The organism is Streptomyces sp. NPDC005808 (genome assembly GCF_042871385.1).
Classification (GTDB): domain Bacteria; phylum Actinomycetota; class Actinomycetes; order Streptomycetales; family Streptomycetaceae; genus Streptomyces.
This window is the reverse complement of record NZ_JBIAIK010000020.1, coordinates 31,600-48,718: the sequence shown is the minus strand read 5'-3', so window position 1 is coordinate 48,718 and position 17,119 is coordinate 31,600. Positions and strand designations below refer to the sequence as shown.

The 17,119-nt window shown below is 69.4% G+C and carries 13 protein-coding genes; 3 read left to right on the top strand and 10 right to left on the bottom strand.

Annotated features, from left to right (window positions below):
• Nucleotides 1-24: 24 nt before the first annotated feature.
• Together ACFYPC_RS32755 and ACFYPC_RS32750 are read right to left on the bottom strand one after the other, a co-directional pair.
• The gene (locus ACFYPC_RS32755) at nucleotides 25-1,992 is read right to left on the bottom strand and encodes a DUF4192 family protein (RefSeq protein WP_391890197.1); all 1,968 of its coding nucleotides are present in this window, start codon (nucleotides 1,990-1,992) and stop codon (nucleotides 25-27) included.
• Nucleotides 1,993-2,604: 612 nt separating this feature from the next.
• On the bottom strand, nucleotides 2,605-4,764 hold the full coding sequence (locus ACFYPC_RS32750; RefSeq protein ID WP_391890194.1) for a RecQ family ATP-dependent DNA helicase: 2,160 nt from the start codon (nucleotides 4,762-4,764) through the stop codon (nucleotides 2,605-2,607).
• 453 nt (nucleotides 4,765-5,217) lie between these two features.
• On the opposite strand from ACFYPC_RS32750, the gene ACFYPC_RS32745 reads away from it, so the two are divergent.
• Complete coding sequence (locus tag ACFYPC_RS32745; protein WP_391890191.1) at nucleotides 5,218-5,853, top strand: hypothetical protein; 636 nt, start codon at nucleotides 5,218-5,220, stop codon at nucleotides 5,851-5,853.
• A 614-nt stretch (nucleotides 5,854-6,467) separates the two neighbouring features.
• Here the strand turns inward: ACFYPC_RS32745 and ACFYPC_RS32740 are convergent.
• The 3 genes from ACFYPC_RS32740 to ACFYPC_RS32730 form a co-directional block, all read right to left on the bottom strand.
• Nucleotides 6,468-7,097, bottom strand: a complete 630-nt coding sequence (locus tag ACFYPC_RS32740; protein ID WP_391890188.1) for a hypothetical protein — start codon at nucleotides 7,095-7,097, stop codon at nucleotides 6,468-6,470.
• A gap of 68 nt (nucleotides 7,098-7,165) precedes the next feature.
• On the bottom strand, nucleotides 7,166-7,867 hold the full coding sequence (locus ACFYPC_RS32735; RefSeq protein ID WP_391890185.1) for a ribonuclease HII: 702 nt from the start codon (nucleotides 7,865-7,867) through the stop codon (nucleotides 7,166-7,168).
• Nucleotides 7,868-8,017: 150 nt separating this feature from the next.
• On the bottom strand, nucleotides 8,018-8,641 hold the full coding sequence (locus ACFYPC_RS32730) for a TetR/AcrR family transcriptional regulator (protein ID WP_391890183.1): 624 nt from the start codon (nucleotides 8,639-8,641) through the stop codon (nucleotides 8,018-8,020).
• A 193-nt stretch (nucleotides 8,642-8,834) separates the two neighbouring features.
• Here ACFYPC_RS32730 and ACFYPC_RS32725 point away from each other — a divergent pair, with 193 nt between their 5' ends.
• Nucleotides 8,835-10,394, top strand: a complete 1,560-nt coding sequence (locus ACFYPC_RS32725) for an MFS transporter (RefSeq protein WP_391890180.1) — start codon at nucleotides 8,835-8,837, stop codon at nucleotides 10,392-10,394.
• Between the two features lie 101 nt (nucleotides 10,395-10,495).
• Here the strand turns inward: ACFYPC_RS32725 and ACFYPC_RS32720 are convergent, their stop codons facing one another.
• From ACFYPC_RS32720 to ACFYPC_RS32705, 4 genes are all read right to left on the bottom strand, one after another.
• Complete coding sequence (locus ACFYPC_RS32720; RefSeq protein ID WP_391890177.1) at nucleotides 10,496-12,220, bottom strand: DUF4153 domain-containing protein; 1,725 nt, start codon at nucleotides 12,218-12,220, stop codon at nucleotides 10,496-10,498.
• Between the two features lie 386 nt (nucleotides 12,221-12,606).
• Entirely contained in the window at nucleotides 12,607-13,539 is a 933-nt protein-coding gene (locus ACFYPC_RS32715) for an ADP-ribosylglycohydrolase family protein (protein WP_391890174.1), read from the bottom strand.
• A 12-nt stretch (nucleotides 13,540-13,551) separates the two neighbouring features.
• The gene (locus tag ACFYPC_RS32710) at nucleotides 13,552-14,211 is read right to left on the bottom strand and encodes a histidine phosphatase family protein (RefSeq protein ID WP_391890171.1); all 660 of its coding nucleotides are present in this window, start codon (nucleotides 14,209-14,211) and stop codon (nucleotides 13,552-13,554) included.
• A 107-nt stretch (nucleotides 14,212-14,318) separates the two neighbouring features.
• The gene (locus ACFYPC_RS32705) at nucleotides 14,319-14,924 is read right to left on the bottom strand and encodes a YdbC family protein (protein ID WP_391890168.1); all 606 of its coding nucleotides are present in this window, start codon (nucleotides 14,922-14,924) and stop codon (nucleotides 14,319-14,321) included.
• Nucleotides 14,925-15,079: 155 nt separating this feature from the next.
• On the opposite strand from ACFYPC_RS32705, the gene ACFYPC_RS32700 reads away from it, so the two are divergent.
• On the top strand, nucleotides 15,080-15,613 hold the full coding sequence (locus ACFYPC_RS32700) for a TerD family protein (RefSeq protein WP_391890165.1): 534 nt from the start codon (nucleotides 15,080-15,082) through the stop codon (nucleotides 15,611-15,613).
• Nucleotides 15,614-15,820: 207 nt separating this feature from the next.
• On the opposite strand, the gene ACFYPC_RS32695 is transcribed toward ACFYPC_RS32700, so the two are convergent.
• On the bottom strand, nucleotides 15,821-16,936 hold the full coding sequence (locus ACFYPC_RS32695) for a hypothetical protein (protein WP_391890163.1): 1,116 nt from the start codon (nucleotides 16,934-16,936) through the stop codon (nucleotides 15,821-15,823).
• Nucleotides 16,937-17,119: the final 183 nt, after the last annotated feature.

Genomic DNA, 17,119 nt, shown 5'->3' with positions numbered 1-17,119 from the left:
CGTCCTTTCGATGGGAGCCGGCGCTCACGTGTCCTCCTCCGCGCCATGCCGACCGCACTCACGGCGGTCCCTTGAGCGTCCGCTCGCGCCCTCGGCCGCACGCCCTGGTCCACCCTCTGTCGGCGAGGCACCGTCGACAGGCCGGCGCCGTCGGGCACTCCCCGCTCCGGGGGTCCGTCGGCTCGGGCGTGTTTCGCCACTCCCTACTGGGCGCGCCCGACGACGACGCCGGCTCGATGGCCCCAAAGGCCGGCCCACAACTCCGACCGAATCAGAGCGGAACGAATCGGAATCGACCGACTCAGAGCCACCCGATTCAGGGCCACCCGATTCAAAGCCTCCCGATTCAGCGCGGCAGGAACCGGAGCCGCAGGAACCGTAGCCGCAAGAATCAGAGCCGCAAGAATCGGAGCCGTCCGATTCACTGTCGGCCAAGGACGCCATCCCGTCCGGTGCCTGCGGCCGGGCCATGGGGCTGGGCAGCCTCGAGCCCAGCGCCGGTTCAGCTCGCTCGATCGGCTCCGCGACACTCCTCGCCGGCTCCGCGTCGTCCCCTGAGACACGGCCGGTGCGCTCCGCACGCAGACAGCGGCGGACCGATTCCGGGTCCAGTCCCTCGTTGCACGCCTGGTGCAGAAGCCGGGCGAAGAGGTAGTCGGGATCGACGCCGAGAGCCATGGCCAAGGCTTCCCGTGCCTCAAGTTCGTCACCTGTGGACCAGGCGACCCATCCGGCGAGCGTGAGGGGCGCCGCGGCATGCTCGCGGTAGGAGCCGACACAGCGGCGTGCCAACGCTCGCCACAGCCGCAGGGCTGGGCCGGCCTCGTCGCCCTCCATCCACTCAGCGGCGCGATCCCGGGTCGTGCGGTCCTGAAGGCCGAGGATCAGGGTGGCGGCCTCCTCATGCTCCAGCAGACCGTCGTCGCGCAGGTCCGCCGGACGCGTGCCGGACACCGGTGGAGCGTCGGCGAACCGGAGCACGACCTGCTGGGCGAGTCCGAGGGTCTCCTGGGCGACAGCGGCGCGGTTCTCGCCGTCCAGAATCCTCGGGACCAGGGCCGCACTCGCCCTGTCGAGCGCGACCTCCTGCTCCGCGACCTCGGTCTCCCACGGAATGAGCCTGGCCGTCAGTTCCCGCAGGCTGCCCCGCACCTGGAGTCCCGCATAGGTCGCGGCGGCGGCCAGAACCGACGTACCCGGCAAACCCATTGACTGGCCCTCAGGCGGGCAGCATCCCTGGCCGGGGCAGCAGTACGACCAGAAACGACCGTCGGAGATACAGAGAGCCTCGATCACCGGCACGTCGAGGCGGCCGCAGGCTGTACGCAGCAACTGCGCCAGCGGGCGCAGCCGTTCCATGACCTCCTGTCCCGACTCGCCGCGCGCCGGTTCCTGGGAGAGGTAGGCGACCATGCTCTCCGGCGGGGCTCCCCGCCGCCTGCTTCCCTTCACCAGCCCCTGGGCCAGCTGTTCGGCCACGGAGGGCCAGTCGTCCGTGTTGGCGGGGATGCCGAGCCGCGCTCGCCCGCCGAATCGACCGCGCCGCTCACCGTCGTGCAGGGCGACCAGCACGATGCTGTCCTCGGGTCGGTACCCGAGCAAATAGGGCAGAGCGTCGGCCAGTTCCGCCGGCGTCCGCAAGGTCACCTGATGCTCACTGGCCGGGCCTCCGGGCACGTCGCTTCCCGCACCCTGCCCGGGGCCATCGAGTCCGGAGCCCGGATCGCGCGCACCGCGTTGTGAGTCCTGCCCGAAGGGACCGTGCCCCGCCCGGCGTCCGGCCCCGCCGTGGCCCACTCGACCGGCTGTCGTGTCGATCCCCACCTGCGCTGCGGGCTCGCCTCGCTCCTCCCCGTCCTTCGGCCCATCCCTTCCGACGTCCGCGGAGTGCTCATCGGTCCCTTCCCCGGACCCGATACCGAACCTGTTGTTGTCAGATGTGTCGCTGGACCTGTCACCGGACCAGCCGGCCGCTTCGTTGTGATTCGTCATGCCGTGACCATCCCGCGGATCTCAATATTCCGCTTGCCCCTGTGGACAACTACGACCATGGCCACGACAGGAGTTGTCCACAGCCCCTCGGTCGGCCTCGGACAGTTGATGTCCGACCTCGGGGATCAGACACCCTCCCCAGACTCCGTCCGGGACCCCCGCCTCTGCGTCACGGCTGCCCGCATTGATCGGCGCCGTTTGCATGTGCGCAGGTCGGTGTCGCGAGCAGCAAGTTGCGGTGACCAGGGCGTGGACCGAGGGACGCGTGGACCAGAGCGTGGACCGAGAGACGCGTGGACCAGGGCATGAAGCGAGGCACGCGTGGCCCACCCCGCGGCGCGGACATCCCGGTATACCCGCCCGTCGCCTCGCCGTCGCGCCGTCCGCTCCACTCACTGTCGGCATCCGGGAATTGCCGGGAAGCCTCAATAACGGCATGGACTGCCCACAGCACCGCAATCGCCCTGGCGCGTGCCCCAGCATTCGCCCTGGCACGCGCCCGAGCAATCGCCCTGGCACGTGCCCAGCTGCCTCATCGAAGTGTGCAATCCCATCCGGAATCCATGGCGACCGCATTCGGTCACAGGCGGCCGGAACTTCAGCGCAGAAAGCTCAGCCCGCCGCAGCAAGCACCAACGGAAGAACCTCTCCGCCACCTGCCCGGCGGAGCAGCCGGGCAGCCACTGCCAGGGTCCAGCCGGAGTCGGTGTAGTCGTCCACGAGCAGCACCGGTCCCGGAGAGCCGGCCAGGGAGGCCGCCAACTCCTCAGGGACGGTGAAGGCATCGGACAGCGCCCTGAGACGTTGGGCGGAGTTGCTCCGGCGTACCACGTGGGCGTCGCCCGGCCCGGTGTACGTCAGGGCGCCCAGAAACGGGAGACGGCCGACAGTCGCGATTCCCTGGGCCAGGGAACCGACCAGCTGCGGGCGGGACAGGGAAGGCACAACGACAACGCCTACCGGCCGGGCAGAGGAATCCGGGGTGTTCGCCGCCCAGCCGCCCGGCGAGCGCGCCCAGTCGGCCAGGACCGCCACCGCGGCCCGCAGGACATCGTCGGGGACCGGTCCGTCCGGCGCGTTATCGGCCAGCAGCGGCCGCAGCCGGTTGCCCCAGCCGATGTCCGAGAGCCTCCCCAGGGCACGCCCGGTGGAGCACTGCTCCTTGGCCGGGATGCGCCCCTTGAGGTCGATGCCCAGTGCGGGCATTCCCGTCGGCCACATCCGGCGCGGCTCAACCTCCACCCCCGGGCGATCCAGTTCCTTCGTCGCCCCTGTCAACGTCTCCGCCGAAACGGAGGAATCGACCCACGCTCCCCCGCAGTTGTCGCAACGGCCGCAGGGGGTCGCGCCCTCGTCGTCCAGCTGCCGGCGCAGGAATTCCATCCGGCACCGGGACGTGCTCACGTAGTCGCGCATGGCCTGCTGCTCGGCTGCCCGCTGCTTGGCCACCCAGGCGTATCGCTCGGCGTCGTACACCCAGTCGGCTCCCGTGGCCGTCCAACCGCCCTTCACCCGCTTCACCGCGCCGTCGACATCCAGGACCTTCAGCATCGACTCCAGGCGGCTGCGCCGGAGATCCACGGCCGCCTCCAGGGAGGGCACGGACAGCGGCCGTCCCGCATCGGCAAGGGCCGAGAGGGTCTGCCGAACCTGCGTCTCGGGCGGAAAGGCGGTATCGGCGAAGTATCGCCAGATGGCCTCGTCCTCCCGCCCCGGCAGCAGCAGCACATCGGCGTGGGCCACACCACGGCCCGCGCGCCCGACCTGCTGGTAGTACGCGATCGGCGAGGACGGCGAACCCAGGTGCACCACGAACCCGAGGTCCGGCTTGTCGTAGCCCATACCCAGCGCCGATGTCGCGACCAGCGCCTTGACGCGGTTCTCCTGGAGGTCGGTCTCGGCCTGCAGCCGGTCGGCGTTCTCCGTCTTCCCGGTGTACGACGCCACGCGGAAGCCGCGCTGACGCAGGAAGGCGGTGGCTTCCTCGGCCGCGGCGACGGTGAGGGTGTAAATGATCCCGGAGCCCGGCAACTCGTCCAGGTGCTCGGCGAGCCAGGCCAGGCGGTGCGCGGCATCCGGCAGCTGGACCACACCCAGGCGCAGACTCTCCCTCTCCAGCGGACCACGCAGCACCAGGGCTTCACCGGCGCCGGTACCCAGCTGCTCGGCCACATCCGCGGTGACCCGCTCGTTGGCGGTCGCGGTGGTGGCCAGCACCGGCACACCGGCGGGCAGCTCGGTCAGCATCGCCCGCAGCCTCCGGTAGTCGGGGCGGAAGTCGTGCCCCCAGTCGGAAATGCAGTGCGCCTCGTCGACCACGAGCAACCCGGTCGTGGCCGCAAGCTTGGGCAGCACCTGATCGCGGAAATCCACCGAGTTGAGACGCTCAGGACTTACGAGGAGAACGTCGGTCTCCCCGCGCTCGACCTCCCCGTAGATGGTGTCCCACTCCTCCGGGTTGGCCGAGTTGATCGTGCGCGCCTGGATCCCGGCCCGCGCCGCCGACTCCACCTGGTTACGCATGAGCGCCAACAACGGCGAGATGATCACCGTGGGCCCGGAGCCACGACGCCGCAGCAGAGCTGTGGCAACGAAGTACACCGCCGACTTGCCCCAGCCGGTGCGCTGCACCACCAGAGCACGCCGACGTTCCTCCACCAGCGCCGCCACGGCCTGCCACTGGTCCTCCCGCAGCCGTGCCGACCCGTCAGGGCCCCCGACGAGCTCGGCGAGGATGGCATCGGCTTCTGAGCGGAGCTCCAGATTGTCCATGCACCCCATGCAACCCGATGGCACTGACAATCGGCGAACTCACCCAGCGTGACAACCGGCTCGCAAGGCGGGCTGTCCCGCATTCCTTCCGGATTCCGTCGGGACGACGGGCTGGATTCCGTCGGGACGACGTGACCGAAGCCGGCTGGGACTCTCCCCGGCCGCGGCGCATGCTGCGACGAGTCGGTGCGCCAGGGGGTGTCGCCGCTGGTCCTCGCCGTGCAAGCGTGGCTCTTGGTGTCGCTGCCAAGAACAGTGGGCAGGGATATACGTGACCTATCGCCGGAATACGGTCGGTGACCCCAATTGCTCGTTGCCGCATCCCAGTTCGACAGGAAGAATTGGGATCGCTCCCCGCATGCCTCATCGGTGGTCCGGTAGGGCTGTGCCGCGGCGCGCTCCCTCAAGTCCGACCCCCGCCCGCAGTGTGGGCGCGTAGCCGAAGGGAGGAACGTGACCTTCGGATTCGCTCCGTCCTCGGCGGCATCCATGTCGACGTCTGCCGATCTGTCCGCCGCTTCCGCCGACCCACTGGTCCGGATGCTCGAACCCACCGAATGGGCCTCCGCCGGGATTCCGCTGTTGCGTAACCCACGTGAGGTCGTCAGCGGATTGCACGAGCGGCACCGGCCACGGCCCGCGACGGCGGTCGTGGCCGTCCTCGACCCGGACGAGCGGGTGACCGCAAGCGCCTCGTTCACCCGGCGGTCGGCTCCGGCCGACGGCTGGATGTTCCGCAACGCGCTGCTCGCGCAGCTGCGCCGGGTCATCCCGCACGACCTGCGGCGTCGTACTCCGGTGCGGACGGCGGTGCTGCTCTACTGCCGTGACGGCGACGCGCGTTGGACGGAGGAGGACGGGGCGTGGATGTGGGGCCTGCGGGACGCCTGCACACTCCATGGGTTGCGCTGCGGGGCGTACATCACGTTGACGCGTGACGGCTGGCAGGTCCTCGGTGAGGGCCGCGGCGGACGCCGTCCGAGCACGGACTCGCCCCCGGAGTCCCTCACCGCGGCGGAGGCACTGCCGCCGCTGCCGCGCACCGGTGGCGCCACCTCGGAGGTACTGCGCCGGGCAGCCGCCCGCTGAGCCCGGGACAGCCACACCGCGTGCCTGCCCCGGGCGTCGCCTGCCGACGTCCGTCCGAGCCCGGCGATTGACTTCCGCAGCCGGCGGTGTGCCGGCATCGCTCCGATCCGGGGCGAATGACCTCCCCAGCTCGCCGCCTGCCGACGTCCCTGCAGGCCTGGGCGCATGACCTCCCAGCGCACCGGCAGCGACGTACGGCGAGGCGTGCCCAAGGAAGCCCCGGCAGAACCGGCCGAGAAGGGACGGCATCCCGAAGCACGCCTCAGATCACACCTCCCGAAGCACGCCCAGACGTCCCGAAGCACGCCCCACACGTCCCGAAGCACGCACGCCTCAGCGAGCGACACAGTCGTACACCACACCCGGCCCCGTACCGACGCACGCGGCACTCGCAACGCTCTCCGTGCGCCAGGGCCGAAAAGGGCCCTTCGTGCGACAACGCTTCTATGAGCCGCCGTCGGCAACCGACCGCACACCGGCACACAGCAGTCATCGGCGCACGTCAGGATGACCACCGGACAGGTGCCACCACAGCGGCACCCTCAGTCCCCCCGAGCGGGTGTCCCCCGAGCACGCACCGGACCGCGTCCGGACTATGTCCGGACTGTGCGTGCTCAGACCGCCGCGCCCAGCGCCGAGTTGATCGTCTGCGGATCACCGCAGACGATCAGCAGGGCACCGGCCCGGCCGAGGGCCAGGGGCAGCGCGGTGGTGGCGACAGTGTCGGAACCGCCGTTGACGGCGACCACGACCACGGGACGGGGCGCGGCCCGGCCCACGGCTGAGGCGTCGGCGTAGAAGACGTCGTCGCCCGCGTCGTGCTGCGCCCAGTACGCGGTCTCGCCGAAGGAGAGTTCGTGCGCGGCCCACGGGTGCGGTTCGCCGGTGGTGATCACCAGCACCTCACCGGGGGCACGGCCCGACTCCAACAGCAGGTCGACGGCTTCTTCGGCGGCGTCCAGCGCGCCCTCGGCCGAGGCCGGGATGAGCTGGATCTGCGGAGTGGCGGCGGCAGCGGGAGCAGCCGCCGGGGCGGACGGCCCCGGCGCGGCCACTACCGGCTCGCGCGGGGTGCGTTGGGCCGGCATCGGCCGGACAGGACCCGGACGGCCGGGACGCGGCGGAGCCGCGGGACGGGGGCCGGGTACGGGACGGGGGGTCGGCGCTGTACGGCCACTGGCCGGAGTAGCGCGGGGACCCTGGGCACTCTCGTGAATCTGAGGCTCCTCGGGAATGAGAGGCATGAGCTGATATCTATCAAACGCCGGTGCGACTCGCGTCGGCGGGTGGCACATGAGTGCGAGCGGAATCGTCAGAAATCGAAGCCGAGCTGGCCCTCGATCTCCGGAACGCTTCCGTCCGCCCAGCTGCGAACCTTCTTGAGGTGCCGCCACTGGGGCAGCGCATCAAGATACGCCCACGACAGCCGGTGGTACGGGGTGGGGCCCCGATCCTCCAGCGCGGCCTTGTGCACCGGCGACGGATACCCGGCGTTGGCCGCAAAACCGAAGTCTGCATGGTCGATACCCAGTTCGGCCATCATTTTGTCGCGCCGAACCTTGGCGATCACCGAGGCCGCCGCGACGGACACGCAGGACTGGTCGCCCTTGATCACTGTACGGACCCGCCAGGGCGAGCCGAGGTAGTCATGCTTCCCGTCGAGGATGACCGCGTCCGGACGTACCGGCAGCGCTTCCAGCGCGCGTACGGCGGCGAGCCGTTGAGCGGCCGTCATCCCCAGTTGGTCGATCTCCTCCGGAGAGGCATGACCGAGGCCGTACGCCGTCACCCACTTCTCCAGCTCGACAGAGAGCGCCGTACGACGCTTGACCGTCAGGAGTTTGGAGTCGGTGAGCCCTTCGGGGGGACGGCGCAGGCCAGTGACGGCGGCGCAGACGGTGACCGGGCCGGCCCAAGCGCCGCGCCCCACCTCGTCGACACCGGCAATGATCTTCGCTCCGGTCGTGGCGCGGAGGGAGCGCTCGACGGTGTGGGTGGGAGGTTCGTACGGCATGGCGTCCTCAGACTACGCCGCCCGAAGCGCCTCGCGACACCCCGGTCCTCCCGAGCGGCCACGGACTCCCGGGCGAGGCCGGTCGGACACGTTGCGCAGGGCCACCCGGACCGTTGAGCAAGGTCCACGAGCCGACTCGATCGACGCCGGTCAGACAGCCGTGCGGCGCAGCAGCGGGACGATCAACTGGTCGATCATCTCCTCCAGATCCTGGTCACTCCATTCGCTCGCGCACACCTTGGAGCGGTACATCATCATTGCCGGGATGGCATCGAAGACATACGGGTTCGCAGCGTCGGACCGCACCTCGCCGCGCTGGATTCCCCGATGAATGACCTCTCGTAGGATCTGCAGAGTGGGCTCGATGACCCCACCGAGGATCACGGCATGGAAGCGCTCGGCCTGAGCGGCATCGCATTCGTAAAGCACCGATCGGAGTGCGAACCCGGGCTGCGAGAACATCGCGTCACGCACACGCCGGCACAGCTCCAGCAGGTCCTCCCGTACGCCCCCGAGGTCGGGGGCGTCCCTCAGCCTCGGCAGCCCGGCCTGGAGCGCGTCCGCGACAAGGTCCTCCTTCGAGGGCCAGCGGCGGTAGACAGCCGCCTTACCCGTCTGAGCGCTCGCGGCCACGCCCTCCATCGTGAGGCCGTTCCAGCCGACCGTACTGAGCTGTTCCAGGGCGGCTTCGAGGATCGCCCGTTCGAGCACGGCACCGCGTCGACGCGGGGAGGCCGTATGAGCGGGTGCGGCCGTCCAACGCGAAATGGTCATCTGAGTGTCTCCGTTGAGCATGAGAGGGGGCGCGGGGGGAGGGAGAGCAGTCGCGTGACGCCCTCGGCAGAGACTCGCATGGCGCCATTCGGCAGAGACTTCAGTGAACGCTTGCGTTCACTGTCGGGGACTCACTACCGTTGACGCAACAGTGAACGCGAGCGTTCACTAACGCACTTGTGGGGGACCCTTAGTGACAACCTCTCAGTTGATACAGGACGGCCCAAAGCCAGGAGCGGCCCGCCGGGAGGGACATCCCGGCATCGCACTCACCGTCATCGCGGCCTGCCAACTCATGGTGGTACTCGACGCGACGATTGTGAACATCGCGCTCCCGCACATTCAAGACGCGCTCAGCTTCAGTACGACCGACCTCACCTGGGTGGTCAGCGCGTACACCCTCACCTTCGGTGGCCTGCTGCTTCTCGGTGGACGTGCGGGGGACATCCTCGGTCGGCGCCGGGTCTTCATGACCGGCATCCTCCTCTTCACGCTCGCCTCGCTGCTGGGCGGATTCGCCCAGGAACCCTGGCAGTTGCTGGCCGCGCGTGCCCTCCAGGGGGTCGGTGGCGCGATCGCGTCGCCCACCTCGCTGGCCCTCATCACCACGACGTTCCCCGAAGGCCCGGAGCGGAACCGGGCCTTCGGTGTCTTCGCCGCGGTCTCGGCCGGCGGCGGCGCCATCGGGCTCCTCGCGGGCGGCATGCTCACCGAGTGGCTCGACTGGCGCTGGGTGCTCTTCGTCAACGTACCCATCGGCGTGCTGATCGCCGTACTCACACCGCTGTACATCAGCGAGTCCGAACGCCATCCCGGGCGCTTCGACATCTCCGGCGCGCTCACCTCCACAGTCGGAATGGCCGCCCTGGTGTACGGCTTCATCCGCGCCGCAGGGGAGGGCTGGCGCGACAGTCTCACCATCGGGTCCTTCGGCGCCGCGGTGATCCTGCTGGCGGCCTTCGTGTTCATCGAGATGCGGGCCAAGGAGCCGATCACCCCGCTGAGGATGTTCCTCGACCGCAACCGCTCGGGCACGTACGTGATCATGCTCAGCCTGGCGGCGGCGATGTTCGGCATGTTCTTCTTCATCGTCCTGTTCGTGCAGAACGTGCTGTCCTACACACCGATCGAGGCAGGTCTGGCCTTCCTTCCGGTGACGGTCGCGATCGTGACCGGCGCGGGTCTGTCGCAGCGGTTCCTTCCGGTCCTCGGCCCCAAGCCGTTCATGCTCGTCGGATCGGCGCTCGTCGCACTCGGACTGGGCTGGCTGACCTTCATCAACCCCGACAGCTCGTACGTCGGTGGAGTGCTCGGTCCGATGCTGCTGTTCGCCTTCGGCATGGGGCTGAACTTCGTGACGCTGACCCTCACCGCGGTCTCCGGCGTCGCCCTCAACGAGGCGGGCGCGGCCTCGGGCCTGCTCAACGCCACACAACAGGTGGGCGGCTCGCTCGGTCTCTCCATCCTGACCACCGTCTTCGGGTCGGCCGGCCGGGACGAGGCGGAGAAACAGATCCCGGCCTTCCTGGCGAACGCCTCGGCCGAACAGAAGGCCGAGTTCGCCAGGACACAGCAACTGCCCGCGCCCTGGGGGCACGAGGTGCTCGCCAACGGCATCTCCACCGCCTTCATCCCGGCTGTCGCGATGGCCGTACTGGCGCTGATCACGGCGACGTTGGTGATCCGGGTCCGCAAGAGCGACCTGGACGCCCTCGCCGGCACGGCAGCCACAGCGGGACCCGCCGGAGGCTGACGCGGGCTGCGAAGGCCGGGCCGGGGTCCGGGGATCGACCGCGAGGACGCCGGTCCGGCCATCAAGAGCCGCCTCACCCGTATGTGAACCCGTACATGAGCTCACCGGTACATGAGGTCGTCACTCAGCTCGTAGCAGGTACTCCCGTCCGCGTCCTTCGCCACCGGCCGGTCACGAAGGATGTCCCGGGCACGTGCCTCGCCCCAACTGGTCGCGTACCAGGGGGCGTCGCCACCCTCCAGGTCGGCGGCGATGAACCGCAGCGCACATGACCGCAGCGGCTCCTCCAGCGCGTCCAGGGCGAGTACGGCGTCGGCGGACAGGCCTTGTGCGTAGCTCAGGTCGAACTTGCCGGCACCCTCCTTGCTGGTGTCCTCGTACCGCTGGACGTTGCGCTCGGCGATCAGGCCGTCGGGCGACACCAGCCCGAACGCGAGTACGCCGGCGGCCGCACTCGCCGCGACCACACGTGGCAACCAGCGAGCACCCCACACCCCGGCCGCCATGATGAGGACGATGACCAGGCCCAGCCAGAGCTCCACGGCGACCACGGAGACTCTCAGCCGCGTCAGTCCATAGGCGTCCACATACATGTCCATCCGCCGCACCGCCGAAGCCACGACAACGAGCGCCAGCGCGCACAGAGTTCCCAGCACACCTCGCACCAGCTTCCGGTCGCCCCCGCTGTCACGCGGCGCCCAGCGCAGGGCGAAGACGATGACGAGCAGGGTCAGGAGCGTGACGAGGAGCAACTGCCAGAAGCCCTGGCGCGCGTAGTCGGCGTACGTCTGGCCGGTTTTCTCCAGTACGGCGTCGTATCCGCCGAAGAGCACGGCGAGTTGGACGGCGTTGAAGGCCGCGAACAACCCGATGAGCACGATCAGCGGCAGCGCCCACTCGACCCGGCCTCGGGGACGGCCCGCGGGCACCTCGACCCGGTCCCACTGGATCGGCGCGGCAGCCGTGTGCGAGACCGCGAGCGCGCCGACCAGGCCGAGCAGCAGAAGCAGGAGGCGCCAGGGGCCGCCGGAGACGGAGGTGTCCGGCACGAGGTCACCGAGCAGATCCGCGAAGGCCGCGTCAGCGCTCGCGAACAGCGCCCCGAAGACCAGCAGCAGAACCACGGTCACGGCGAGGGCGCGCAGCACCGCGCCCACGTTGCCGCGGGTACCACCGGAGCGTTCGCGCAGCCCGCGCCAGCCCCAGGTAGGGCCGGTGACCAGGGAGTTGAGCACACCGATGGGGCCCAGCAGGACAGCGGGCCAGGTGCGGCCGCCGTGCAGCGCCATTGAGCCCAACGCGACCGCGGCGACCACGGCCAGGAACGAGGGCCAGCCCGCGTCGCGCAGAGCAGGGACGAACAGCAGCGCCATTCCGCCGAGGCCCCAGACGAGCGCCCACGCGTGCGGACGTCGTCCCGCGGCTACGGCGGCGAAGTACGCGGCGAGCGACGCCGGGATCGCGATCAGTACGAGGTTGAGCGCCAGGCCGTCACCGAGGAGCAGCATGCTGAGCAGTCCGGTGGCCAGCACGGCCCACAGTGTGGCCGTACGCACCGGGGCAGGTGCCTCCACCTGGAGCTCGGGCAGCCAGGGAACGTCCGAGGGATGGTCCCAGTCGGTGTCCTCGTCGTCCCCGGCCGCATCTCCCCTGACGGCGGACTTGGCGACGGCCCTGGGGGATCCAGGGGCGGACCTGGACACGGATTCCGGGACGGCGTCTTGGGGATCACTCGAACCCGCGCCCTCCGGCGCATCGGGCTCACCCTCTCCTGGCCGCGCGGTCTCCTGCTCCCCCTGCTTGGACGTGGACGGTATGTCGGACACGAAACCCCCTCCCTGCCGGCCCTGACGCAGCCCACGACACGCCGCTTCAGCGGAGGGCTGGTGAGGCTGGTGACCGGTGTCTTGTCGGCGCACGCCCGGCATGATCAACAGGCGGCGTGGCGGAAAGGGTATCCACGGGCCACCCGCTCCAGGCCGTGGCAGAGGCGCTGTAGCAAGCCTGTGACAGAGGCGGCGACTGCCTCTGCGGCCGCCAAAGGGGTGCCTGCGTGCCCCTGACGGAGCCACCAGGGTCGCCGGCGCTCGCCCCCGGCAGATCACTTTCCAGAGCTCACGCGCCGAGCCGTAGAGGCCCACGCAGCCGACGACGCTCTCTCCCCCGCGGCCCCTCAGCCACACCCCTCAGCGCTCTGGGCCGATGCCCGCCACTACGCCCCGCGCGTCTTCCCGCGGCCGTACGCCGCCCCCGGCATCCAGTCCGGAAGCCCTTCCGTCCGCTCCAGCCACGCCCCGGGTGGCGCTCCCGCCTTTCCGGAGGCGACGACGCCACCCACGATGGCGCAGGTCGTGTCCATGTCGCCGCCCACCTGGGCGGTCGTCCAGAAGGCTTCTTCGTAGTCACCCAGGGTTCTGGCCGCCGCCCAGAGGGCGAAGGGAACCGTGTCGTGGGCCGTGGTACGCCGGCCGCAGCCGAGGACGGCGGCGACAGTGGCGGAGTCTGCGTAGTCGAGCATGTCCCGGGCGCGCCGCAGCCCGGCGCCGACCGCACTGCGCGGGACGAGCGCGATGACGCCGTCGAGCAGGGCTTCGGCGCTCGGCGGGCCGGCCGGGTCGGCGGCCAGCGCCGCGGCCGCGGCGACGGCCATGGCGCCGACCACGGCCTCCCGGTGCTGGTGTGTGGGGTACGCGGAGATCTCGGCCTGGTGCGTGGCCTGCTCCGGATCGTCCGCGTACCAGGCACCCAGAGGGGCGATCCGCATCGCGGCGCCGTTTCCCCACGACCCCTGCCCGTTGAAGAGGGCGGCCGACAGCTCGCGCCAGTCACCGCCCTCCCTCACCAGCCTCAGCAGCCGGTTGACCGCAGGCCCGTAGCCTCGGTCGAAGTCGTGGTGCTCGGCGAAGGACCGGGCCAGCTCGTCCTGGTCTATGCGGTTGTGTGTGGCCAGCACGGCCACTACGGAGCAGGCCATTTCGGCGTCGTCGGTCCACTGCCAGGGCCGGGGCGGCAGCTCGCGGCGCTTCAACAGCGGATAGTTCGCGGGCACGAAGAACTGCGAGCCCAACGCGTCCCCCACCGCGAGCCCACGCAGGCTCGCCATGGCGCGGTCCAGGCGTCCGGGGAGAGAGGAGTCAGCGATCATCGCCCTGCCACTCTATCCGGTGATTCCGTACGGTTCCGGATCGCGCCAGCGCTCGAAAGGACGGTCAAGCGTGTACCTGCCGTCCGCGCCGAGAACGAGCATCCGCGTCTCCCCGTTCCCCGGATTCGACAGCGATTCGAAGTCCGCGACCGTCCAGTGGAACCAGCGCATGCAGAACAGCCGCATGGCCAGGCCGTGTGTCACCAGGAGCACGTTCGGCGGGTGGTCGGGCGCCTCGAAGCTGCGGTAGAGGCTCTCCAGGAAGCCGCCGACCCGGTCGTAGACGTCGGCGCCGGACTCACCCTGCGCAAAGCGGTAGAAGAAGTGCCCGTACGCGTCCCGGTACGCCTTCTGAAGGCGTACGTCGTCACGATCCTGCCAGTTGCCCCAGTCCTGCTCGCGCAGTCGCGGCTCCTCGCGCACCCGTACGAGCTCCCGGTCGAGGTGAAAGGCGCGGAACGTCTCGTGCGTACGGCGGTACGGGGAGACGTAAGCGCTTACGGTCTCGCTCCCGAACACCTCCCGCAGCCGTTTCCCGGTCTCTTCCGCCTGCCGCCAGCCCAGCTCGGTGAGCCCCAGGGCATGGTCGGGCTCGCGTTCGTACACGGTGTCATCGGCGTTGCCCGTTGACTCGCCGTGCCGGACAAGAACGATGCGCCGTGGTCGTACCATGCCAAGACCCTAAATGGGGTGACCCCAGATCGAGCACCCGTACGGGCTCCATACGGCGTAGGTCACACAAGACCGGCACACATCGGGGCCGCGCGGCAGGTGCCCGGTCAGACCGTCCAGCCGGGCTCCAGCTCCACGATGTCGCCCGCGAGGGCGGCCACGTCGGCCTCGGTCTGCGCGCGCAACGCGAGCCGTTCCACCCGCTCGGAGCGGTATTTGCCGTGCTCCGCGGCGGACTGCCACATGGAGAGGATCAGGAACTCGTTTCCTGGCGCCTCGCCGAACAGGCCCCGCACCATGCCGGGCGAACCCGCCATCGCCGGATTCCAGACCTTCTCCTGCATCAGCGCGAAATGTTCGGCCCGTTCCTCGTGGATACGGCAGTGAGCCACCCGCACCACGTCGGTGTCCGTGAAGCGCGGCTCGAAGCCCGTCTTCACATCGAAACGGTGGTCGAACAACTTGACCTGGGAATCCTTGAAGGTGCCCGACTGAGTCGCGGCGAGCCTGTCGTGGGAGCGGGCCATGAAGGAGTCGTAGAAGGCACGGCTCTCCCAGAAGGCGAAAATGTGCGCGACGCCGGACCGCTCCCGGCTCCATCCCCCGCCCTGTCCCCGGAATCCCGGCTCGCCCAGAAGCCCCGCCCACTTTCGCTGCCCCCGCTCGAAACCGCGGCGGTCGACCACGGTGCAGCGAATCCACTTGACCAGCACCGCGCCATCGTAAGGCCACAGAACGTGGCGTTGGTCACGCTCCGGCGCAGGACATCCGCGCGAGCGCCCCGGCGCGCGTGGCACGATGGGCAACCAGCCCTGATTCCGCAGCAGTTGAGTCGGGAAGCAGACGGGGAACGGGGAGGAGAGATCTGGTGAACGGTCTCAACAAAGGCATCCGCAAGGTCGAGCTCGCGGCGAAGTGGGACCCGAGTCCCGTAGGCGAACCCTCGACCGATCTCGACATCGTCGCGGCGACGTATCCGGCGGACGATCCCTTCGGAAAACCCGCCTACGTAGTGCACTTCGACAGCCGCTCCCCGGACGGCACCATCTATCTGAACCGGGACAGCAAGGACGGCAAGGGCTTCGGCTGGGACGAGGTCATGACGCTGGAACTGGACCGTCTGGACAGGCGCTTCGTCCGCGTGGTCGTCGGCGTGCTCATCCAACAGCGCGGCGGCCACAAGACGTTCGCCGGCGTGGCGAACCCCGCCCTGCGCATGCGCGAGGGTTACACCGTCCTGGCCGAGGACCAATTCGGCGAGGTCCTGGGCTCCACGGCGGCGACCGTCGGGGAGTTCGTACGCGACGACTCCGGAGAGTGGACTTTCCACCCCGGCATCCACGGATTCGACACGGACCCGGCGACCTTCGCCGGTGTCATGGGCAACCCTGAGGAATCCTGAACCGGACTCCTGGGGCAGCCACAGCCCGTACCCAGCACAAACCTCTCCATAGAACAGCGGTAGGTCTCGGCGGGGCTTCAGCCGACGCTGGAAACGCAAAGGGCGGCACGGCTGGTAGCCGTGCCGCCCTTCATTGCTCAGACCTTCATTTGCCTCAGACCTTCAGTCACTGAGGTACTGGCGGAGGGCACTTATTCCTGGCGTGCGCTATTCCTCGGCATCTGGCTCTCGATCGGGGAACGCCCGCAGCCTCAGCTGTGGCGCCCTGTGGTCGGCGAGCCACCGCATCCTGTTGTCATCCGTGGCGATCCCGGCACGTGCGGCCTGGGTCCACTCCTCGCGGTCGAGCACCTCGAGGTAGGTCGCCCGGAGCGCTTCCTGTTGTGCGGCGGTGCACCCCGCGGCCTCGGAAGGCTCCGTAGTCAGGTGCTGAGTGAGCACCGCGATCGTGAAGTAGCGCTCCATGGTCGGGCTGAGCAAACCCACATGGCGAGCATGAGCTTCCAGGACCACTCTCGAATGGGGGTAGTGAGCGAGGGTGAGCCCCATCCCCCCGCAATCGCTCATGAGATGGAGTAGCCGACCGACGTGGTCGACCATCTCGCTGTCAGTGTCGAGCTCTATCAGCGCCTCATGGAGTCTGGCGACTGTGGCGACCTTGCCGGCGAAGTATCCGTTGAGGAAGTCGCCGTCACAGGCTCTGCGAAGCAGCCATGGTCGGGCAACTGGGTCGTCGAGTCTGCAGAGAGCTTCAACGACATAGACGCGTCCCCAGCCGGTGACTCGCTCGGCGAGCCAGAGCAGGGCTTCGACTCCCCCTGTCTGCCGCTCGAAGGCGTGCGCCGCCAGCGGCCCGAAGCGGTCGGAGAGCAGCCCGATCGTCTGAATCAGTGGGATGTCGTCAGCTGTTCCCACAACGGCGAGCAGGGCAAGCCCGACGGTGACTGAGCAGCGATCGGTGCCATAGCGGACCAGCCAGCGGCCCGTTTGACGAGCGCGTTCTGTGTCCACCCGCGCAGCCGCGGCGGCGATGTGCTCGTTGTGGTGAATCGGGACGTAGACGTCGTGGAAGACGTCGGCCAGTTCGCTGGGCAGGGCAGAGACCCTCGCGAAATGCGTGTCCAGAATGAGCGCAATATCCTTGCCGGCCAAGTGCCGGTCTTTGGGTGCCTTCAGGCCTCGGCGACGGTGCAACGCGTCGTCGGGGAAGGGGTACCCGTCGCGTGGAAGCGGCTCATCCGGAACCAGTTGATGTAGCCGCAGCGCGTGGTCGAACAGCGTTGTCGGTGATCCGGGCAGTCCTGTCCCGGTCGCCCCGCTCATCGGCGGACGGAGGACTCGATTCTCTTGATCATGGCTCGGAGCATGCCACGACAGCAATCGCCGCGACAAGCCCTCAGCGCGGCGGAGCGTTGCGTCAAACGCAACGGCCAGGCGTCCCACGCGTCAAGGGCGGTGGAGCCACGAGATCGGCTCCACCGCCCTGAACAGTTACTTCACGCCCCT